Genomic DNA, 19,479 nt, shown 5'->3' with positions numbered 1-19,479 from the left:
CATACCATCAGCGTTTACTAGGGCGACGGTGGGCGTCCGTCGACAACAAGGTTGTGGGCAATAGGCGAGGCATGCTTGTTTGTCACGTAAAAAGCCAAATTGCTGGGCACAAACCGGTCGCTTTCCTGAGAACAACACATTATAGATGCGCGGGTTTGCTCAGGGCCGTACAGTCGCTCTGATTGCATGGCAAGGGTGTAGAAAGACAGGATCTTTAGAAATGACCAATGTGGTGGTGATCGGTTCCCAATGGGGTGACGAAGGCAAAGGCAAGATCGTCGACTGGCTGTCGGAACGGGCCGATGTCGTCGTGCGCTTCCAGGGCGGTCACAATGCCGGACATACGCTGGTCATCGACGGTGTCTCCTACAAGCTCTCGCTTCTGCCCTCGGGCGTGGTGCGTCCCGGCAAGAAGGCCGTCATCGGCAATGGCGTTGTGGTCGATCCGCATGCGCTGCTGGCCGAAATCGACCGGCTCGGCGCGCAGGGCGTCACGGTCACGGCCGATAGCCTGCGCGTTGCCGACAACGCCACCCTGATTCTGTCGCTGCACCGCGAACTCGACGGCATGCGCGAGGATGCCGCCTCCAACAGCGGCACCAAGATCGGCACGACGCGCCGGGGCATCGGCCCTGCCTATGAAGACAAGGTCGGCCGCCGCGCGATCCGCGTGATGGATCTCGCCGACCTCGATGCGCTGGGCGCCAAGGTCGAACGCATTCTCACCCACCACAACGCGCTGCGTCGCGGCTTCAATGTCGCCGAAGTCGAGCACCAGACGATCATGGACGAGCTGACGGCCGTTGCCGACCGCATCCTGCCGTTCATGGAAACCGTCTGGGCGATGCTCGACAAGGAGCGTCGCAAGGGTTCGCGCATCCTGTTCGAGGGCGCCCAGGGATCGCTGCTCGACATCGACCACGGCACCTATCCCTTCGTCACCTCCTCGAACACCGTCGCCGGCCAGGCCGCGGCCGGTTCGGGCATGGGACCCGGCGCGCTCGGCTATATTCTCGGCATCACCAAGGCCTATACGACCCGTGTGGGCGAAGGCCCGTTCCCGACCGAGCTCAACGACGAGATCGGCCAGTTCCTCGGCGAGAAGGGGCATGAATTCGGCACCGTCACGGGCCGCAAGCGCCGTTGCGGCTGGTTCGACGCAGCCCTGGTGCGCCAGTCGGTCGCCACCAACGGCATCACCGGGATCGCGCTGACCAAGCTCGATGTCCTCGACGGCCTGGACGAGCTGAAGATCTGCGTCGGCTATATGCTGGACGGTCAGCAGATCGACCATCTGCCGGCTGCCCAGGCCGCCCAGGCACGGGTCGAGCCGATCTACGTCACACTCGAAGGCTGGAAGCAGTCGACGGTCGGCGCCCGCAAATGGGCCGACCTGCCGGCGCAGGCGATCAAATATGTGCGTCAGGTCGAGGAGTTGATCGGGGCGCCGGTTGCACTACTTTCAACCAGTCCCGAGCGGGACGACACAATACTTGTGACTGATCCGTTTGAGGATTAATGTCTTACCTCTTTATGTTTTTTGTAACGTTGCCCGGGCAGCGTTCAAGAGAAAGTTCTGATGGCTGACTTCATCGCAGTAATTCGTCGCGCGGTTTCGGGCCTTTCCAGCAACACGCCTGAAATGCGTGAGAAGGTCTACGACAAGGCACGCACGGCCGTCCGGCGGCAATTGGAAAGCATGAATCCGCGTCCGTCGGACGAACTGCTTGCCCGCCAGCTCGACAAGCTCGAAGCGGCAATCGTCGAAGTCGACGCCGAATATGCCGAGGCACTGCCGGCGGATGAAGCTCCCGTGGTGGCAGAGCCGCCTCCGGTCATCCCTGCCGCAGCGCCTGTGCCAGCACCAGAGCCAGAACCAGAACCAGAACCAGAAACAGAGCCCCGGATCGCCGCAAGCCAGCCGCTGCCGCCGGTCGTGGAGCCGACGCCGGTCGAGCCGGTCACGGAGCCCGAGCCGGTCGAGCCGGAGCCGCCGCGCGACAGCGTCGTCGAGGCGCCCTCGGTCGATGCACGGGACACCGGCCCGGTCGATTGGGCCTATGAGGGCCCGTCCGAACCGATTTCGCCGCCTGCCGTGACCCCCGAGACATCGGAAAAGCGGGTGGCAGCGCTCGACTGGCCCGCCGAGCGGGCAGCCTCCGATATCGACTATGCGACGGAAGCGGAAGAGCAGGTCGATGGCTTCGTGCCGGTCTCCGAACTGCCCGGCGGGGTTGCCGAGTTTTCCGCCCATGGCGAGGAGCAGGAGGCGGCCGAGGGCGCCCCGAGCGAGGACACGGTCGCAGCCTGGGAGCTCTATGAGGCCAGCCGGGAGCGGGAAACGCTGGCGTCGAACGCAACGATGCCCGCCAGCGGCCATTTCGAACCGGAGCTGGAGGCGCCCGCCGTCTTCGAAGCACCGGCGGGCGAGCCGGAACCGACTTTGTCGCCTGAAACCGCTCTGCGCGGTGAGCCGAGCGTCGACATTCCGCATGGCGGCGGGCTGGACAGCCGCGAGACGGAAGCCGCGCGCGACGAATTCGATCTGCTGGCGCACACCCATGCGCCGGCCGATGCGGCTGCCCGCTCGAACCAGCCTTCGCTCGACCTGCTGCAGTGGGAACCGGAAGCGGCCGCCGCACCGGCGCCTGCCGAAAACCACGATGCCTTTGCCCAGTGGTTTGCCGAGAACGCCGCTGCGAACCAGTCGGAGATCGACGAGCATCTGGAGGCGACAGACAACGATCCGATGATCGATGATGGCGGCGTCACCTTCCCCGAGTCCGCAGAGCCCGCCACCGACGAGGCATTGCTCGCCGGGGCGGCAAGCAATGCCGCCTATGGGCAGAAGCGGACCAAGCCGCGTCCGCGCCGCAGCGTCATGCCGCTGGTGCTTTCGGTCGCAGTCCTCGTGGTGATTGCCGGCGGCGGTTACGCTGCCTGGTCCAACCGCGATGCCATCCAGGTGATGATCGCCGACATGACCGGCGCGTCCACGGCGGACGACACGGCGCAGACCCCGGTCGCGGATACGACGACCGACCTTGCGCCGGAGGCGACGACGCCCGCCGAGACCGACAGCGGGGCTGGCACCGACACGGCCTCCAACGACCAGCCGGCAGAGACGGCGCCGCCGGCGCTTGCTGATGGCGAGACGTCCGGCAAGTTCACCCAGCGGCTGCAGACCGATGGAACCGAGGTCGACGAGGGCGAGGCACCGGCCTCGAGCGCCGGCGAGGGACGCTCCGTCGCCCAGCAGACATCGGCCCCGAGCAACGAGACCGCGGCCGCCGGCAGTGGCGCCGCTGCCGATGGTGCCGGTGCCAATCAGGGGGCCGGACCGACGACCGAAAATGCCGCAGCCCTTGAAGGGGGCCAGAAGGCCCTGCTTTACGAGGAACGCATCGGGCAGGCGACCCCGACCGCCCATACCGGCCGGGTCGAGTGGAGCCTGGTCAGCGAGACCGGCGAGAATGGCCGTGCGGAACCGGAAGTGCAGGGCAAGCTTGTGATCCCGGATTCGGGTCTCAGCGCGCTGATCACCTTCAAGCGCAATGCTGACAATTCGCTGCCGGCCAGCCATCTGATCGAGATCGTCTTCTCCGTTCCGCCAAACTTCGAGGGCGGCGCAATCCAGGACGTCCAGCGTGTGGCGATGAAGAAGACCGAGCAGGACCGCGGCGATCCGCTGGTCGCCGTTCCGGCCCGGATCACCGACGACACCTTCCTGATCGCGCTCAACGATTTCAAGGATGTCGTGCAGCGCAATATCGAGCTGATGCGCGATCGGGACTGGATCGACATCCCCGTCACCTACCGCAATGGTCGCCGCGCGCTGATCACGCTCGACAAGGGCGCCGCCGGTAAGGCCGATTTCGACAAGGCGATCAAGGAATGGGCGGCCCTCGGCACCAGCGGCGGCTGATACGGCAAGCCTCGCCGGTGATCGTACCGTAAAGTTCAAGAAGGGCCGCGAGATGATCGCGGCCCTTTTGCCTTTCCGGCAGATCCTGCGCGGATCGCGTCAGGGCACCCGCCCGAACGCAAAACGGCGGCCCGAGGGCCGCCGTCGTTTTCAATTCAGTGGCTGAGTTCTCATTCCGCCTTGTGGGCAGATCCTCAGGCTTCGACGACGTTCAGCGCCTGGGCCCTCTCGCGGGCTTCCTTCTGTACGGCGAGCTGCACCTTTTCAAAGGCGCGGACCTCGATCTGGCGGACACGTTCGCGCGAGATGTCGAATTCGCTCGACAGTTCCTCCAGCGTGATCGGATCTTCCGAAAGGCGACGTGCCTCGAAGATGCGGCGTTCGCGCTCGTTCAGGACGCTGAGGGCCTTCGACAGCATGCTGCGGCGGGTTTCTAGCTCGTCCTGCTCGATCAGCGTGTCTTCCTGGCTGTCGTGCTCGTCGACCAGCCAGTCCTGCCATTGGCCGGATTCGCCTTCGGTGGCGCGGATCGGAGCGTTCAGCGATGCGTCGCCGCTCAGGCGACGGTTCATCGAGATCACTTCCTCCTCGCTGACCTTCAGCTTGGTGGCGATTTCCGACACCTGATGCGGCTTCAGATCGCCTTCGTCGATGGCCTGGATCCGGCTTTTCATACGGCGCAGGTTGAAGAACAGACGCTTCTGGTTGGCGGTGGTGCCCATTTTGACGAGCGACCAGGAGCGCAGGATATATTCCTGGATCGCGGCCTTGATCCACCACATCGCATAGGTGGCAAGGCGGAAGCCGCGCTCGGGATCGAACTTCTTCACCGCCTGCATCAGGCCGACATTGCCTTCCGACACGACCTCGCCGATCGGCAGGCCGTAGCCGCGATAGCCCATGGCGATCTTGGCAACGAGACGAAGGTGACTGGTGACGAGCTGGTGGGCCGCGTCACGGTCTTCATGTTCCTGATAACGCTTCGCCAGCATGTATTCCTGCTGCGGTTCCAGCATCGGGAACTTGCGAATTTCATCGAGATACCGGCTGAGACCGCCTTCGCCGGCGGCAATGCTCGGTAATGTACTGCGGGCCATCTAGCACCCTCCTTTAAAGTTGGGCTCCTCTGAAGAACGCATGTTCGAGCAAGCCCGTTCCGGCGGATTTTCAGAAAAACTCCACACGGATCCAGCTAACAGATAATTATGGCCGAACACGGATTCAAGACTTCGCAAGCATCGCCACCAGAGGTGACGCATTGTCGCGCCGGCGTTGACAGCGCGACATTGCTTTCTGCCGGCTGGATGGCCGGGCCTGTCAGTAGGTTCGGAAGGCCTGAAGCAGCGCTTCCATGTCGTCCGGCACCGGCGCCTCGAAATGCATGGTCTTGCCGGTCGAGGGATGCTCGAACTGCAGCAGAAAGGCATGCAGCGCCTGTCGGTGAAAGCCTTTTACCACGGACCTCGCCGGTTCGTCGAGCAGATTGGCCTTGGTCTTGAACGCCGCGCCATATTCCTGGTCACCCACCAGCGGGTGGCCGATATGGGCCATGTGGACACGGATCTGGTGGGTGCGCCCGGTTTCCAGCCGGCACTCGACCAGCGCGGCAAGCGCACTGGCGTCAGGCTTTTCGACGAACCGCTCCAGCACCTGGTAATGGGTGATCGCCTCGCGCGCGTCATCGCTCTCGGCGCGCTTGACCGCCCGCTTGGTGCGGTCGCCGGCACGCCCCAGCGGCGCGTCGATCGTGCCGTGCAGACCGCGTGGCCGGCCCCAGACAAGGGCCTTGTAGGCGCGTTCCAGCGGCCCGGTGCGCCCATGGTCGGCAAACTGGTCGGCCAGATGCCGGTGGGCGAGATCATTCTTCGCCACCACCATGACGCCGGACGTGTCCTTGTCCAGCCGGTGGACGATGCCCGGGCGCTTGACGCCCCCGATCCCCGACAGGGTGTCGCCGCAATGGTGGATCAGCGCATTGACCAGCGTGCCGGTCCAGTTGCCGGCGCCCGGATGGACGACCAGACCCGGCGGCTTCGACACGACGATCAGGTCGGCGTCCTCGTAGAGAATGACGAGCGGAATGTCCTCGCCTTTCGGCTCGGGATCTTCCGGCTCGGGCAGATCGATGTCGATCCGGTCGCCGGGCATGATCTTGCGCTTCGGCTCGGTCACCGGTTTGCCGTTGATGCTGACGGCCGACTGCTCGATCAGCGCCTTGATCCGGTTGCGCGAAAACTCGCCGGCCAGCGCCTGCGTCAGCCAGGCGTCGAGCCGGCCTGCCGCATCCTCGTCGGCAATCAGGGCTTTCCTTGCCGTTCCAGCTTCGGTAAAGGGGTCCGTCATTTCGTCATCCCGCGTGAATTCCACCGGCAGCGCGGCGAAGGGCTGGCGAGCCATTGGCACAGACCGCGGCTCACGACAATCCTGAATGGCCATCGGATATGGCTGTTTTTCCCCGAACCCCGGTTCGCATCGGGGAAAAGCCCCTTTTTGAGCGGACGGTCAAGTGCGGAGACCCGTGATCATGTCAAACGTCGATATCGACGACCAGGAAGAAAAGCCGCTCGATCCGGCGATGGAATCGGTGCGCCGCAAGATGATCAAGCTGCAGCTGGTCTCCGGCGGCGTCATGCTGGTGATGTTCATGGCCGTGCTTGCAGCGATCGTCTACAAGGTGACGCGGCCGGAGCCCGGTGCTGCGGCCGTCGCCTCGGGGCAGGGGCTCGTTGTTCCTTCCGACCAGCCGATCCAGGCGACCGCCAATCTTCCCGCCGGCTTCACCGTCACCTCGACCGCGCTGTCCGGCGGACAGATCCTGTTCTATGGCACCGCCGGCGACGGCGCGGCCCATGCGCTGGTCTTCGACGTGAAGGCCGGGCGGATGGTCGCCGACGTCACGGTTCGCGAACAGTAGGCGGCGCGATGGCCGGGCCCCTGATCAGGATCGAGGATGCCGCAGATCCGCGCATCGCGGAGTTTCGCGACATCCGCGAGCGAGACCTGACGGGACGCCAGGGCCGGTTCATTGCAGAAGGCACGGTGGTCCTGCGGGTGCTGTCGCAGGTGCATGCGGCCTCCACCAACGCCAATCCGCAGACGCCATCCGCCCGCTTCGTCGCGGAAAAGCTGCTGCTGCTGGAAAACCGGGTCGATGGCCTCGAAGACCTACTCGCCGCCTTTCCCGAGGAGGTGCCGGTCTATGTGGCGCGTTCGGCCTTGCTCGACGCCATTGCCGGCTTTCCCCTGCATCGCGGCGTTCTGGCCCTTGGCCGTCGCGAGGCGCAACCCGAGAACCACACGTTTCTCGGCTGCTTGCCTGAAACCGCGCTGGTGGTCGCTGCCTGCGGCATTTCCAACCACGACAATATCGGCGGCATCTTCCGCAATGCGGCCGCCCTCGGCGCCGACGCCGTCCTGCTCGACGAGACCTGCTGCGATCCGCTATATCGCAAGGCACTCAGGGTCTCGGTCGGCGGGGTGATGAAGGTGCCCTATCGGCGCGGCAACGCGATCGAAGCCAATCTGGCGGCGCTGGCCGAGGCGGGCTTCTCGATTCTGGCACTGTCGCCTGCCGGCCGAAGCGAGATTGGCGATGTCGCGGCAAGTGGCCGGGTGGCGCTGGTGCTCGGAACGGAAGGCGAGGGGCTCTCGCCATCCGTGCTGCAGCGTTTCGACACGGCCCGGATTGCCCAGTCGCCGTCGATGGACAGCCTCAATGTCGGCGTTGCCGGCGGCATCGCGCTCTACACGCTCGCGCGCAAACTCGGCCGCATCTGATCTTGCCCGACCCTGACCGGTCGGGCGCTCAGGCGCTGCCGCCCGATCCCTGCGCCCTGTCCATGTCGATCTTGCGCTTGCGGGCACGCTCCGCCAGCGTGATGCGCTTGCCGTTGTCGCGTCTTGTGGTCTTGGTCGACAGGATGTCGTCGACGGCCGAGCCGCGGCCGTCCTGCATGGCGCTGAGCACGATCATGCCGGCTGCGATATCCGCGACCTCGTTGCGCAGCGCGTCGTCATTGGAAGCCGTCGTCGCCTTCAACAGCAGTTCCGTGAGAGCCGTCTGGCGGTGGTGCAGTTCGTCGGCGAGCTTCTGCCGGTCGGCAGCGGTGCTTGCGGGCGTGCTGGGGCCCAGGCGGTCCTCGGCCTCGGCGGCCTTTTGCGGCGGCGGCAAGGCGATCGGCTCCTGCTCGCCACGCGCATCGGCCTGGAGGTCGGGTACCGGAAGGTTCGCCTCCTGCAGGGCACGGTGGGCGGCGCGGGCGTCGGTTGTCGCGCGGCGCAGGCGCTCCTTCAGCTGGGCGATCTCGCGCATGCGGCGCTCGAGCAGCTGCTCCTTGTCGGCGCTTTCGGCCATCTGCCGGCCCAGCCGGTCGTCGAGGCGAAGCCGGGTGTGCTCTTCCTGGATCAGCCGCTGCTCGGCGTCCTTGGCCCGCTGGGTCGTCAACCTGTTCTCGCGGCGAAGCTCTTCCCGTTCGTCGCGCAGGCTCTGGATGCGGCTCTTCAGGTGCTCGACCTCGGTGCCGAGCGTGCTGTTGCCGATCTTCAGTTCGTCGATCGTCGAGGCGAGCGTGCGCACCTGCTGGCCCAGGTCCTCGATCTCGACATCCTTGCCGGCGGAAAGCTCTTCCTGGCGGCGCACGGCCTCGGCGAAGGTCACCACCTCGTTCTGGTGGCGCAGCGCCTCGGCGCGCAGCCGGCTGGCGTCGACTTCCATCTCCTCCAGGCGCCCCTTCATCACCTCGCCGTCACCGGCAAGCCGGCCGGCCTCGCGCGACAGCGCATCGGTCTGCATCTGCAGATCGACGGATTTCTCCCGCTCGCGGATCAGGTCCTGCATGGTTCTGGCATTTTCGGCAGCGTAGGCCGCGCGCGCCAGATCCTTCTGGGCGCGGATTTCCTGCGGGCTGAGCGGCATGGTCGCCTTCAGCCGGGTCTCGGTGAAATGCACGATGCGCTGATGGATCGCCGGTGCGAGCAGCATCGCCACGAGGGCGGCGGACAGGAAACCCAGTCCATAAAGCAGGGCGAATTGGATCACAGTGGCGCTTATCCGTTGGGGGCCGTTCGAAACGCGCCCATTATCCACGGGCGCGTTTTCAGAACAAGAGAGCGCGGCATCCTTCCCCCAACAGGCTTAATATCGGCCGTGCCGGAGCGGGGGGATCAGGCGGGGATCAGAAGGGGTTCCAGGTCGGCTGGTGGGTGAGCTTCAGATATCCGACATTGACGCCGAGGCGGGCGCCCACGCCGGTGCGGATCGGAACGAGCAGCATGTTGCCGTTCTTCAGCGCGGTCATGCCGAGCCCGGCAATCACATAGGCCGAGCCGCTGACACCGCCGAAGCGGCTGTAGAGCGCCTCGACCGTCGGCAGGTCATAGACCAGCATCATCACCCGCGTGCCATTGCCGCCATAGTCGATACCGAGCGACGGCCCCTGCCAGAAGGTCGGGTGCTCGCCGGCATTCTTGGTATAGAGCGTGCCTTCGCCGTAGGTCAGGCCGGCGATAAAGGCGCCGGAGCCTTCCTGGCCGAGCACATAGCCGTTCGGCAGGCCATATTGCTGGAAGGCGCGCTCCAGAACCTTGGCCAGCGCACCGCTGGCCTCGCCGAAGAAGCCGTGGCCCGCATCTACCACTTCCTGCATGGTGTATTCGCCGGCCGCCCGGGCGGGCATGGCGATGACCAGAGCCGACACCAGGGATGCGAAAAGGGTAACGATCACCCGCTTTGTCGCGCTGTTGCGAAAGCTGAAAAGGCGCATCGCATTCTCCGTCATATTTGCTGTAAGATCGGCCATGTACCGGCCCTTTGCTGCATTTTGAGGTTAGGGTGTTAACAATCGGTTTACCAAATATGGTGTCATTATGGCCTCAATGAAAACGGAATATGCGACAGGCGCGTCGTGCGCTAAGACAGCGCTTCAGGCTTAGCCAGACGACGCTTCAGGAGAGATGATGCCGAAGAACCCCAATATCACGCTTGCAGGTCCGGACCTTGCCGCACTTCTGTGCAGCCGTGTCTGCCATGACGTGATTTCGCCGGTCGGCGCGATCAACAACGGTCTGGAACTGCTCGACGAGGGCGGTGCGGACGCCGACGCGATGGAACTGATTCGCGCCAGCGCGCTCAACGCATCCGTGCGCCTGAAATTCGCCCGCCTCGCCTTCGGCGCGTCCGGCTCGGTCGGCGCGTCGATCGACACCGGCGAAGCCGAAAAGGCCGCCCGCGACTTCATCGAGGCCGAGAAGAAGGCGACTTTCGCCTGGAACGGTCCGCGGGCGATCATCGCCAAGAACCGCGTCAAGCTGCTGCTCAACATGTTTCTCGTCGCCTATGGCGGCATCCCGCGCGGCGGCGACATGGTCGTGACGCTGGAAAACCCGGAATACGATGCCCGCTTCACCATCGCGGTCAAGGGACGCCTGATGCGCGTTCCGGCCAAGTTCGCCGAGCTGCTGGCCGGTCCGGTCGAAGAGGCGGTCGACGCCCATTCGATCCAGCCTTACTACACCGTGCTGTTGGCCGAGGAATGCGGCATGGAGCTGTCCTATACCCAGAGCGAGGAAGAGATCGTCTTCATCGCCGAGATGCGCAAGGACTGATGCGCTTTTGATGCCGGCCTGCCCGGCAGCACCGAAAGATCGAGAGCCTCGCCGCCGGCGGGGCTTTTTCCTTTTGAAAACAGCTTGTTTTGGTAACGCTTCTTTAGCGGGCCCGGCCTACATTGCTGGCAGGGGCAGCGACCCCGAGGGTGGCCATGAGGGGACCGCAGCAATGCAGAGATTGATTATCGCCGATGGTTCGGACATCGTCCGCAAGGTCGGAAAACGGATCCTGTCCGAATTGAATTTCGATGTCTTGGAAGCGCCGAGCGCGCGCGATGCGCTGCGCGCCTGCCAGACCGAATTGCCCCAGGTGATGATCATCGATGCCGGCCTGGAAGGCGCGATCGACCTGATCACCAATGTCCGCGCCATGCCCGAGGGCAAAGAGGTCAAGATCTACTACTGCGTCGTCGAAGCCGACCTGAAGACGATGATGGCCGGCAAGCGCGCCGGTGCCAGCGACTTCCTGCAAAAGCCGTTCGACCGCAAGATCCTGACCAAGATCTTCTCCGACAATCCGATCGCCGCCTGAGCCCCGCTCATCATTTGCCGCATATCGAGGGAACGGGAACCGCTCGTTGCCCTCGTGGTGCCGTGGCCTGCCGGCGCGGGGCTCCTCTTGCTGCCGACCGGCGCGTCGCTTTATGGCCTTCTTCTCAACAATCCCTTCGACAGGGCACAAAAAAACCCGCCTTTCGGCAGGTTTTTCTGTCATTTCGGAAGATGGACGGCCGCTGATCAGGCGGTTTCGGCCAGCTCTCCACCATCGGGTTCGCGCAGCACGTAGCCACGACCCCAGACGGTCTCGATATAGTTGGCACCGCCGGCGGCATTCGCGAGCTTCTTGCGCAGCTTGCAGATGAACACGTCGATGATCTTCAGTTCCGGTTCGTCCATACCGCCATAAAGATGGTTGAGGAACATTTCCTTGGTCAGCGTCGTGCCCTTGCGCAGCGAGAGCAGTTCCAGCATCTGGTATTCCTTGCCGGTCAGATGGACGCGCTGGCCGCCGACTTCGACGGTTTTTGCATCCAGGTTGACCACCAGTTCACCGGTGATGATGATCGACTGGGCATGACCCTTGGAACGACGGACGATCGCGTGGATGCGAGCAACCAGTTCGTCCTTGTGGAACGGCTTGGTCATGTAGTCGTCGGCGCCAAAGCCCAGGCCGCGAACCTTATCCTCGATGCCGGCCATGCCGGACAGGATGAGGATCGGTGTCTTGACCTTGGAGAGCCGCAGCGTGCGCAGCACCTCATAACCCGACATGTCGGGCAAGTTCAGATCCAGAAGGATGATGTCGTAGTCATAGAGTTTTCCAAGGTCCACGCCCTCCTCGCCGAGATCGGTCGTGTAGACGTTGAAACTCTCAGATTTGAGCATCAGTTCGATGCTCTGCGCCGTGGCGCTATCGTCTTCGATTAGAAGAACCCGCATAATTATCCCCTTTACCGCCGCCGAAAGGTCAGTTTAGCCCCCTTACGCGAAACGGATCCAGTCGTTGCCTGATTGGAAGGCTGCCACCAAATGGTTAACAAATTCTAATTCGCTTTGGCAAGCCGCTAGAATTTATTAAGTAAGATTGACAGACTCCTGATTTTCCGAGCTTTTCCGACATCGCCACAGATGAATCTTTACGCGAGTTTTTCCCGCTAAGTGATTCTTTTGACTCTTCATTGTCAGGTTACCCAAATTGAGGGCGCGGCATTTACTGACCCTTAAGTGATCGTCCTTATCATTAACGATGCCCGTAAACGAAAGGTTACCAGCGGTAGCTTTTTATTAACGCCGTGAACTTTTTTTGGGACGTGATTCGCGTTTCGACGGAAAATTGCGGGCAGTGAGTTCTTGTTGCGGGGTCTCGCATCAACGGAGTATTGCGTATGAAGTCGCGTGAGAGCCTAGTGCGCCTGAAAGAATTTCAGGTTACCGAGAAGCGCCGCCAGCTGCAGCAGTTGCAGATGATGATGGCGGAATTTGAAAGGATGTCGAAGGAGCTCGAAAGCCAGATCGCTATCGAGGAAAAGAAATCGGGCATCAGCGATGTCAGCCATTTCGCCTATCCGACCTTTGCCAAGGCAGCCCGTCAGCGCTCCGACAATTTGCAGACCTCAATTCGTGAATTGAAGGTCCAGCAGGATGCGGCCGAGCTGGCCCTGGAAGAGGCCGAGGCGGAGTTTTCCAAGGCCGCCGCGCTCGAAGAGCGTGACGGACAGCGCGCACGGGCCTGAAGACGGGCCTTTGCGCACTGGAACATTGTCTTTCCGCACGTCCTGAGGCGAAACGCTTTTCCCCTCGCTGGACCTGCTTGAGACCGACGGAGAGCCACGTCCTGCCCGGACGGGGCCTTTCTGTTTTATAAGGCATCATAGTCGTTGGCCGCGGCTGGACAGCCGTTGCCGGACATCATCGACAGGCGCTCAGGGCGCCTCCTGTTCGGTCGATCCGGCAAGCCGCCCCGACAAAGCCGCGTCCAGTTGCCGGGGCAGGGGACTCAGCCTTGCTGGATGTCGCGCCACTCCGGATGGCGATCGAGCTGGCTTTTGAAAAACGGGCAGAGCGGAATGATTTTCCAACCGCCGCGCCGGGCCTCTTCAACCGCATGCTCGGCGAGCATCTGTCCGACACCCTGGCCGCGGAACGCATCGGGGACTTCCGTATGGTCGATGATGATCAGCTTCGGCGAGGCGCGCGAATAGGTCATCAACGCCTGCGTCTCGCCCTCGCCGGCAAGATAACGGCCGCCACTCGGCGTTTCCTCGTTCACAATTTTCATCCGCGATCCGATCTGTTAAGCCATCTCCCCGAAAGCGGGGCGGTCGGGGTTCAGACATATGTCAAAACCCGGCGCCAAGGCAAAGCAAGCTTTTGCGGATGGCCGCCGTGCAAGTGGACCTTGACCGGCTGCCGCCGGTTCGTCCGAACGGAAGCAAAAAAGATCACGATGCCATCGAGCAGGAGGCGGAATTTGACGGTCTGGGTGTTGCGTCTGCTGGTTTTCGCCTGCGCCGTGCTGTTTGGCCTCGGTATCACGCTGCCCTTCGTCGAATTCGAACGGCTCTTCGTGTTTTCCAGGGCTGTCTCGCTGAGCGGTCTGGTGGAAAGCCTCTGGACGGGCGGCGATGCCGGGCTGGCCGTCGTCGTCGGCCTGTTCTCGATCGCATTGCCGAGCGTGAAACTTGCCATTCTGTGTGCCGAGGTGGCGGGATTGGCGCCAGCGGCCGGTGCCCGGTGGCACTGGTTGCTGGCGCATATGTCGCGGTGGTCGTTGATGGATGTGATGCTGGTCGCGCTCGCGATTTTTGCCGTCAAGACCAGCGGTCTTGGCGACGCGATAACGCAACCGGGATTATGGTGCTACGCGGCTTCGGCGCTGCTTGCAGGCCTTTTGCCGGTATTGTCGGAAAGGTATTTTGCAGAAAAATAGACATCCCCCGCAAACGGGAGACAAAATCAATGGCGATATTGCTGGATGCGCGTGGTGCGCAGGCCCTGCAGACCATGGTCATTGATGGACGACTGCCAGGACAGAAACTCCTCGACAGTCAGCGTATATCGGTCACAGGCTTCCTCAAGGCTCAGCAAGCCACCTCTCACAGCAGCCACGACTTCAGCCTTGCGGCGGATGACCCAACGGCGCGTATTGGCCGGCGGCAGGTCAGCAATCGTCAGTGGGCTGCCATCGGGGCCGATGACATACTTCACTCTTGGGCGGATCATTTCGGTCATGGAACACTCTACTAAAACTCAAGACCACTGCCGGGCATCCTAGTCAGGCAGATTTAAAAATTGACTAAGCTCCGTGTAAGGATTTGATAAGAATCGTAAAAAGATTGCGCCAGCCCACGGATTCCTCGGGTTTTTCTCAAAAAAAAACGGGTGTGGATAAAATCTATTCGCGTCATTTCGGGAACAGCGCGTGCGTCGCGCCGGCCGGGAAGGGCCGTCAGAAGCCGCGTCCGCCCTTCAATTCGGCATAGAGCGTGCCGAAAATGATGCGGAAATCCAACCAGATCGAAAAATTTTCGATGTAGTGCAGATCGCTGGCAATACGGGCCCTTGCCTTGCTCGGCCGGTCGGTCGGGCCGCGCAGACCGCGCATCTGGGCCAGGCCGGTGATCCCCGGACGCATGGCATGCCGCTCATGGTAGCGCGGCACGAGGGTTTCGTAGGGAAGGCCGCTGGCCAGCATGCCGATCGCATGGCAGCGCGGGCCGACAAGCGACATGTCGCCGCGCAGCACATTCAGCAATTGCGGCAGTTCGTCGATATTGGTGCGCCGCAGGAAGGCGCCCATCCGGGTGATGCGTGGATCGTCCCGCACCGTCTGGGCGACGCCCGACATGTCGCACAGATCGGTGCGCATGGAGCGGAACTTGTAGATCCTGATCTTCCGGTTGTTCATCCCCCAGCGATACTGGGAGAAGATCGCAGCCCCCGGGCTGTCCAGCCTAATCAGCGCCCAGATCGTGCCGAGGAACGGCAAGAGGACCAGCAGTGCGGTCAGCGAGACCGTGACGTCGAGGACACGCTTGGCCGCGTGATGCGGCGAGAACGGGCCACGTGTAGCTGGCAATCGCAGGAACGACCGTCGCAAGACGAAGCTTGAGGCATCATCCGGAAGTCTATTGGGCACGCTCTGATCTTGAAATTGCGGGATACTCACGCTTCCGCCCCGTAAATTTGAGATCGCAACAACTCACCACAGTTCATGAGTATATTGTTCAGTAGGAAAATGTATTTATCGAATTAAGCATTGATTAACCCTGGTGATCGGCTTTTGCAAGCCTCATTTATGTAAATATGGAAGTTATTGAGTATAATGTTGCCATCCTGCATGTATTCAATTCCATTCTTGTATGCTTTCATTCTGATTTTATTGGATTTGTGAAATGCAATTCAGGCCTGCATCAGCTTATCCTTATTGATGTATCCTCTCATATGTAGTATGCGCTGAGCTCCGTCCGCCCGTAGGAGAAGTCGATGGAAGCGGCGCCGGCATGTCCGACGGTCAGTCCGTCGCCCCCGTTGAGCCAGCAGATGGTCGACAAGGACCGCAGGCCCGGATTGCTGTCCGCAGTGCCCGAAACCGTGCCGAGCGTCTCGGTTCCGTTGCGCAAAAGTCGGGCCGAGAATGCACCGGAGCCGCTGGCCGTCAGTAGCAGAACGACACAGTAATAACCGGAGCGGGCCACGTTAAGCGGCTTGCCGAGACCGGAGGACAACGCCGCGCCCAGAGTAAAGCCGCGGGCGAGGTAGAGTGTGTCGAAGCCGCTCTGTAAATTGGCGGCCGGTTGCTGCGCGCCGATCGTCAGGCCGGCACGCACCAGCGGACGCTGACCGGTTTCGACCACCCCGTCGCTCCCGATCGCCAGCGCCGTCAGCCAGTCGGCGCCGTCGCTGATCTTGAGCGAAAAGCCGTCGGACCCGGCAAGGCCGAGTTCCGCCCGTCCGCTCCAGCCCGACTGGAAGAGCAGGGTGGCGGTATCGCCCGTGGCATTCTTGTTGATCACCATGCGATGGCTGTCGCCGCCATGGGTAAAGAGGCTGGCCGGGGCTGCGACCGCCAGCCGATTGGTCTGGTCCGGCGCGGCATTGATGCCGAGCTGTTCGAAGCGGCCGGTCGCCGGCAGGGGGAGGGGTGCCCAGGCCGCGCCATCGAAGACCGCAATCGCGCCGGCGTCCAGCCTGTAGGCGCGCCAGCCGACGCGGGGGCTCAGATACAGCCAGGCACCGTCCTGGCGAATGGCAAGGCGGCCGGCCTTGCCCGACCACGCGCCGGAGGCGGCCGGCCCGATCGCGTAGCAATCACCCTCCTGCGGGGCGTCCGGTTCGGCGTCGAGGGTCGCGGTGATCACCAGTTGCACGGCGCCGTCCAGCCGTTGCAGCGCCTCGTTGTGGGTCACGTGCTTCTGCGCCTGGGCCGGCATGATATAGGGCAGCCCGATGGTGTTCGTCGTCTCGCTCATCTCGTTCATTCTCCCTTTCATCCGTCACAGACCGCCTGGGGGTCTGGTCCCTGATTGTCGTAAGGCGCAGGCGCGCGTGGAAAACCCGCAACCGGCGCCGGGCGTCCTTTGCTTGATTCAGCTGGTCTATTTTTCAGCCGGGGGCGGCAATACCGCGCGAATTTTCCACCGGCTGCATGGAGCGTGAGCGCCACGGCCTGGATTTTACGCCGTCTCTCCAAAGCGACATTCTGCTTCGCAAGTCGGACTTTTGGGTCCCCGGGATTGCCGCTAGGCTCGGCGGCAAATCATCGGTTTTCGCCCGCCATGCGCGGGCTTTTTGGCGGTCGTTCCGCAGCAGGAGTTTGCAATGAAGAGCCATGCGCGTGTTGTGGTCATTGGCGGCGGTGTCGTCGGCTGCTCGATCCTCTATCATCTCACCAAGTTCGGCTGGACCGACGTGGTGCTTCTGGAGCGCTCCGAGCTGACCTCCGGCTCGACCTGGCATGCGGCCGGCGGCATGCACACGATCAATGGCGACCCGAATGTCGCCAAGCTGCAGAAATACACGGTCGAGCTCTACAAGGAGATCGAGACCTATTCCGGCCAGGATATCGGCCTGCACATGACCTCCGGCCTGATGCTGGCGGCGACGAACGAGCGGTTCGACTGGTTCAAGTCGCTGCTCGCCAAGGGCAAATATGCCGGCGGCGAGGCGCGTCTCGTCTCGGTGGAGGAAGCACACGCGATGATGCCGCTGCTCGATCCCTCGCAGTTCGTCGGCGCGGTCTTCGATCCGCATGAGGGCCATCTCGACCCCTATGGCACCACCCATGCCTACGCGAAGTCGGCCAAGAAGAACGGCGCCGAGATCTATCTGCACACCAAGGTCGAGGATCTGGTGCAGCTGGAAGACGGCACCTGGCGGGTGATCACCGACAAGGGCGAGATTCGCGCCGAGCACGTGGTCAATGCCGCCGGTCTCTGGGCGCGGGAAGTCGGCCGCATGGTCGGGCTGGAACTGCCGGTGCTGGCCATGGAGCACATGTACCTGATCACCGAGGACATGCCCGAGGTCATCGACTTCAATCGGACATCCGGCCGCGAGCTGATGCACTGCGTCGATTTCGACGGCGAGATCTATATCCGCCAGGAGCGAAACGGCATGCTGATGGGCACATACGAAAAGGACTGCCGTCCCTGGTCGCCGATCGAGACGCCGTGGAGCTTCGGCCACGAACTGCTGGTGGAAGACCTCGACCGCATCTCCGGCGAGCTGGAGGTCGGCTTCCGCCATTTCCCGGCTTTCAACAAGGCCGGTATCAAGACCATCATCAACGGCCCCTTCACCTTCTCGCCCGACGGCAATCCGCTGGTCGGGCCGGTGCGCGGCATGACCAATTTCTGGTCGGCCTGCGCCGTCATGGCCGGTTTCAGCCAGGGCGGCGGCGTGGGACTTGCGCTCGCCCAGTGGATCATCGAGGGCGATCCCGGCTTCGACGTCTTCGCCATGGATGTCTGCCGCTACGGCGACTATGCGACGCTCGGCTTTACCAATGCCAGGGTTCGGGAAAACTATTCCCGCCGCTTCTCGATCCGCTATCCGAACGAGGAGCTGCCGGCCGCCCGGCCGCTGCTGACGACGCCGATTTACGACCGGCTGAAGGAGAAGGGCGCCGTCTTTGGTGCGTCCTCAGGGCTGGAAACGCCGCTCTGGTTCGCGCCGGATGGCGTCGAGGACCGGTTTTCCTGGCGCCGCTCGACCGATTTCGACCATGTCGGCCGCGAGGCGAGGGCCGTGCGCAACGGCGTCGGCCTGATGGAAAGCTCCGGCTTTGCCAAATACACGGTGTCGGGCGAGGGGGCCGCCGACTGGCTGGACCACATGCTGGCCGGCCGCATCCCGTCGGAAGGGCGCATGTCGCTCACCCCGATGCTGAACGAGGCCGGCAAGCTGATCGGCGACTTCACGCTTGCCAATCTCGGCTCAGGCGAAGGCCATGGTGAATTCCTGCTGATCGGCTCCGGCGTTGCCGAGGACTATCACATGCGCTGGTTCGAGAGCCATCTGCCGCAGGACGGCTCGGTGGAACTGGCGGCACTCAATCTGGGCATGGTCGGCCTGGCAATCGCCGGGCCGCGGTCACGCGATGTGTTGCAGGCGCTCACCCACCTCGACATGTCGAACGCGGCCTTCCCCTTCATGGCGATCCGTGAAATGGATCTCGGCATGGCCCCGGCGATTGTCGGCCGGGTCAGCTATACCGGTGATCTCGGCTACGAAATCTGGATGAAGCCCGAATACCAGCGCTATCTGTTCGAGGCGCTGATGGAGGCGGGCAAGCCGCACGGGATCAGCCTGTTCGGGCTCAGGGCGCTCAATGCGCTGCGCCTCGAAAAGGGCTTTGGCAGCTGGTCGCGCGAATACCGTCCGCTCTACGGCCCGCAGGAGGCGGCGCTCGGCCGCTTCGTCTCGCTGAACAAGCCGGCCGATTTCATCGGCAAGCAGGCGGCAAACGCCGAAAAGGCCTCGGGCGGGGCGATGCGGCTCGTCACCTTTATCGTCGAGGCGCAGGATGCCGACGTGATCGGCGACGAACCGATCTTCCGCGACGGCGAGGCCTGCGGCTGGGTCACCTCGGGCGGTTACGCCCATGCGAGCGCATGCTCGGTCGCCATGGGGTATGTGCCGGCGGCAAAGGCCACTCATGCGGATGGCTGGCAGATCGAAGTGCTGGGCCATATGCTGCCGGCGCGCCTGCAGGCAGTGCCGCTTTTCGATCCCGACGCCACGCGCATGCGCGGTTGAGGCGCGCCATGTCGGGGGATGCCAGGCGGCGCTCAACTTCTAAGCAGCGATTGGCGCGAAAGTGATTTTTGCCGGGGTCAATCGACTAATTTGTGGGCAATTGACACGAAAATGAACGTTAACCGCCTTTTACACTTCACATTCTCCGGTGAAACGCTATTCAATCCTCCGTATTGAAGGCCCGAAGA

General features: G+C 62.9%; 18 protein-coding genes. 9 read left to right on the top strand and 9 right to left on the bottom strand.

Annotation, left to right across the window (positions count from 1 at the left end; genetic code table 11):
• Positions 1 to 220 precede the first annotated feature (220 nt).
• Positions 221 to 1,519 carry an adenylosuccinate synthase gene (locus tag J2Z17_RS00740; RefSeq protein WP_209941306.1) on the top strand — a complete coding sequence of 433 codons (1,299 nt, stop codon included), beginning with the start codon at positions 221 to 223 and terminating at the stop codon, positions 1,517 to 1,519.
• A 60-nt stretch (positions 1,520 to 1,579) separates the two neighbouring features.
• Complete coding sequence (locus tag J2Z17_RS00735; RefSeq protein WP_209941304.1) at positions 1,580 to 3,925, top strand: hypothetical protein; 2,346 nt, start codon at positions 1,580 to 1,582, stop codon at positions 3,923 to 3,925.
• 194 nt (positions 3,926 to 4,119) lie between these two features.
• Here J2Z17_RS00735 and rpoH read toward each other — a convergent pair whose 3' ends face one another.
• Both rpoH and J2Z17_RS00725 read right to left on the bottom strand, forming a co-directional pair.
• Entirely contained in the window at positions 4,120 to 5,022 is a 903-nt protein-coding gene (gene rpoH, locus J2Z17_RS00730; RefSeq protein ID WP_209941302.1) for an RNA polymerase sigma factor RpoH, read from the bottom strand.
• Between the two features lie 220 nt (positions 5,023 to 5,242).
• Positions 5,243 to 6,268 carry an RluA family pseudouridine synthase gene (locus J2Z17_RS00725; RefSeq protein ID WP_209942174.1) on the bottom strand — a complete coding sequence of 342 codons (1,026 nt, stop codon included), beginning with the start codon at positions 6,266 to 6,268 and terminating at the stop codon, positions 5,243 to 5,245.
• A gap of 181 nt (positions 6,269 to 6,449) precedes the next feature.
• Here J2Z17_RS00725 and J2Z17_RS00720 point away from each other — a divergent pair, with 181 nt between their 5' ends.
• Positions 6,450 to 6,839 carry a hypothetical protein gene (locus J2Z17_RS00720; RefSeq protein WP_209941300.1) on the top strand — a complete coding sequence of 130 codons (390 nt, stop codon included), beginning with the start codon at positions 6,450 to 6,452 and terminating at the stop codon, positions 6,837 to 6,839.
• 8 nt (positions 6,840 to 6,847) lie between these two features.
• Complete coding sequence (locus J2Z17_RS00715; protein WP_209941298.1) at positions 6,848 to 7,702, top strand: TrmH family RNA methyltransferase; 855 nt, start codon at positions 6,848 to 6,850, stop codon at positions 7,700 to 7,702.
• A gap of 28 nt (positions 7,703 to 7,730) precedes the next feature.
• Here the strand turns inward: J2Z17_RS00715 and J2Z17_RS00710 are convergent, their stop codons facing one another.
• The gene (locus J2Z17_RS00710; protein WP_209941296.1) at positions 7,731 to 8,963 is read right to left on the bottom strand and encodes a coiled-coil domain-containing protein; all 1,233 of its coding nucleotides are present in this window, start codon (positions 8,961 to 8,963) and stop codon (positions 7,731 to 7,733) included.
• Positions 8,964 to 9,099: 136 nt separating this feature from the next.
• Positions 9,100 to 9,687: a DUF1134 domain-containing protein gene (locus tag J2Z17_RS00705; protein WP_209941294.1), complete on the bottom strand. Its 588-nt coding sequence runs from the start codon at positions 9,685 to 9,687 to the stop codon at positions 9,100 to 9,102.
• Positions 9,688 to 9,880: 193 nt separating this feature from the next.
• Between J2Z17_RS00705 and chpT the strand changes: the two genes are divergently transcribed.
• Positions 9,881 to 10,528: a histidine phosphotransferase ChpT gene (chpT, locus tag J2Z17_RS00700; RefSeq protein ID WP_209941292.1), complete on the top strand. Its 648-nt coding sequence runs from the start codon at positions 9,881 to 9,883 to the stop codon at positions 10,526 to 10,528.
• A gap of 172 nt (positions 10,529 to 10,700) precedes the next feature.
• Positions 10,701 to 11,063, top strand: coding sequence for a response regulator (locus J2Z17_RS00695; RefSeq protein ID WP_209941290.1), 363 nt, complete (start codon positions 10,701 to 10,703; stop codon positions 11,061 to 11,063).
• A gap of 206 nt (positions 11,064 to 11,269) precedes the next feature.
• On the opposite strand, the gene ctrA is transcribed toward J2Z17_RS00695, so the two are convergent.
• Positions 11,270 to 11,971 carry a response regulator transcription factor CtrA gene (gene ctrA, locus J2Z17_RS00690; protein WP_209941288.1) on the bottom strand — a complete coding sequence of 234 codons (702 nt, stop codon included), beginning with the start codon at positions 11,969 to 11,971 and terminating at the stop codon, positions 11,270 to 11,272.
• A 446-nt stretch (positions 11,972 to 12,417) separates the two neighbouring features.
• Between ctrA and J2Z17_RS00685 the strand changes: the two genes are divergently transcribed.
• Positions 12,418 to 12,765: a flagellar export protein FliJ gene (locus J2Z17_RS00685; RefSeq protein ID WP_209941287.1), complete on the top strand. Its 348-nt coding sequence runs from the start codon at positions 12,418 to 12,420 to the stop codon at positions 12,763 to 12,765.
• A gap of 263 nt (positions 12,766 to 13,028) precedes the next feature.
• Here J2Z17_RS00685 and J2Z17_RS00680 read toward each other — a convergent pair whose 3' ends face one another.
• Positions 13,029 to 13,310 carry a GNAT family N-acetyltransferase gene (locus J2Z17_RS00680; protein ID WP_209941285.1) on the bottom strand — a complete coding sequence of 94 codons (282 nt, stop codon included), beginning with the start codon at positions 13,308 to 13,310 and terminating at the stop codon, positions 13,029 to 13,031.
• On the opposite strand from J2Z17_RS00680, the gene J2Z17_RS25500 reads away from it, so the two are divergent.
• Positions 13,194 to 13,961 (top strand): paraquat-inducible protein A, encoded by a 768-nt coding sequence (locus tag J2Z17_RS25500; protein WP_342454355.1) that lies wholly within the window; start codon positions 13,194 to 13,196, stop codon positions 13,959 to 13,961. The two genes, J2Z17_RS00680 and J2Z17_RS25500, sit on opposite strands and share 117 nt — an antisense overlap.
• A 26-nt stretch (positions 13,962 to 13,987) precedes the next feature.
• On the opposite strand, the gene sciP is transcribed toward J2Z17_RS25500, so the two are convergent.
• The 3 genes from sciP to J2Z17_RS00660 all read right to left on the bottom strand — a co-directional run bounded on the left by sciP (position 13,988) and on the right by J2Z17_RS00660 (position 16,503).
• Positions 13,988 to 14,263 carry a CtrA inhibitor SciP gene (gene sciP / locus J2Z17_RS00670; protein WP_209941283.1) on the bottom strand — a complete coding sequence of 92 codons (276 nt, stop codon included), beginning with the start codon at positions 14,261 to 14,263 and terminating at the stop codon, positions 13,988 to 13,990.
• Positions 14,264 to 14,480: 217 nt separating this feature from the next.
• On the bottom strand, positions 14,481 to 15,110 hold the full coding sequence (locus J2Z17_RS00665) for a sugar transferase (RefSeq protein ID WP_377299911.1): 630 nt from the start codon (positions 15,108 to 15,110) through the stop codon (positions 14,481 to 14,483).
• 361 nt (positions 15,111 to 15,471) lie between these two features.
• Complete coding sequence (locus tag J2Z17_RS00660; RefSeq protein WP_209941280.1) at positions 15,472 to 16,503, bottom strand: DUF2793 domain-containing protein; 1,032 nt, start codon at positions 16,501 to 16,503, stop codon at positions 15,472 to 15,474.
• Positions 16,504 to 16,852: 349 nt separating this feature from the next.
• On the opposite strand from J2Z17_RS00660, the gene J2Z17_RS00655 reads away from it, so the two are divergent.
• Complete coding sequence (locus J2Z17_RS00655; protein WP_209941279.1) at positions 16,853 to 19,291, top strand: GcvT family protein; 2,439 nt, start codon at positions 16,853 to 16,855, stop codon at positions 19,289 to 19,291.
• Positions 19,292 to 19,479: the final 188 nt, after the last annotated feature.

Source organism: Heterorhizobium halophytocola, assembly GCF_017873095.1.
In the GTDB taxonomy this organism is placed as follows: domain Bacteria; phylum Pseudomonadota; class Alphaproteobacteria; order Rhizobiales; family Rhizobiaceae; genus Allorhizobium; species Allorhizobium halophytocola.
Note: the sequence above shows the minus strand (reverse complement) of the source record. Positions and strands in the feature narration are given on the sequence as shown.

Bases quoted from the DNA above. Each gene is read 5' to 3' on its own strand.
- J2Z17_RS00740 (WP_209941306.1), top strand. From the start codon at position 221: ATGACCAATGTGGTGGTGATCGGTTCCCAATGGGGTGACGAAGGCAAA.
- J2Z17_RS00735 (WP_209941304.1), top strand. From the start codon at position 1,580: ATGGCTGACTTCATCGCAGTAATTCGTCGCGCGGTTTCGGGCCTTTCC.
- rpoH (WP_209941302.1), bottom strand. From the start codon at position 5,022: ATGGCCCGCAGTACATTACCGAGCATTGCCGCCGGCGAAGGCGGTCTC.
- J2Z17_RS00725 (WP_209942174.1), bottom strand. From the start codon at position 6,268: ATGACGGACCCCTTTACCGAAGCTGGAACGGCAAGGAAAGCCCTGATT.
- J2Z17_RS00720 (WP_209941300.1), top strand. From the start codon at position 6,450: ATGTCAAACGTCGATATCGACGACCAGGAAGAAAAGCCGCTCGATCCG.
- J2Z17_RS00715 (WP_209941298.1), top strand. From the start codon at position 6,848: ATGGCCGGGCCCCTGATCAGGATCGAGGATGCCGCAGATCCGCGCATC.
- J2Z17_RS00705 (WP_209941294.1), bottom strand. From the start codon at position 9,687: ATGCGCCTTTTCAGCTTTCGCAACAGCGCGACAAAGCGGGTGATCGTT.
- chpT (WP_209941292.1), top strand. From the start codon at position 9,881: ATGCCGAAGAACCCCAATATCACGCTTGCAGGTCCGGACCTTGCCGCA.
- J2Z17_RS00695 (WP_209941290.1), top strand. From the start codon at position 10,701: ATGCAGAGATTGATTATCGCCGATGGTTCGGACATCGTCCGCAAGGTC.
- ctrA (WP_209941288.1), bottom strand. From the start codon at position 11,971: ATGCGGGTTCTTCTAATCGAAGACGATAGCGCCACGGCGCAGAGCATC.
- J2Z17_RS00685 (WP_209941287.1), top strand. From the start codon at position 12,418: ATGAAGTCGCGTGAGAGCCTAGTGCGCCTGAAAGAATTTCAGGTTACC.
- J2Z17_RS25500 (WP_342454355.1), top strand. From the start codon at position 13,194: ATGGTCGATGATGATCAGCTTCGGCGAGGCGCGCGAATAGGTCATCAA.
- J2Z17_RS00680 (WP_209941285.1), bottom strand. From the start codon at position 13,310: ATGAAAATTGTGAACGAGGAAACGCCGAGTGGCGGCCGTTATCTTGCC.
- sciP (WP_209941283.1), bottom strand. From the start codon at position 14,263: ATGACCGAAATGATCCGCCCAAGAGTGAAGTATGTCATCGGCCCCGAT.
- J2Z17_RS00660 (WP_209941280.1), bottom strand. From the start codon at position 16,503: ATGAGCGAGACGACGAACACCATCGGGCTGCCCTATATCATGCCGGCC.
- J2Z17_RS00655 (WP_209941279.1), top strand. From the start codon at position 16,853: ATGAAGAGCCATGCGCGTGTTGTGGTCATTGGCGGCGGTGTCGTCGGC.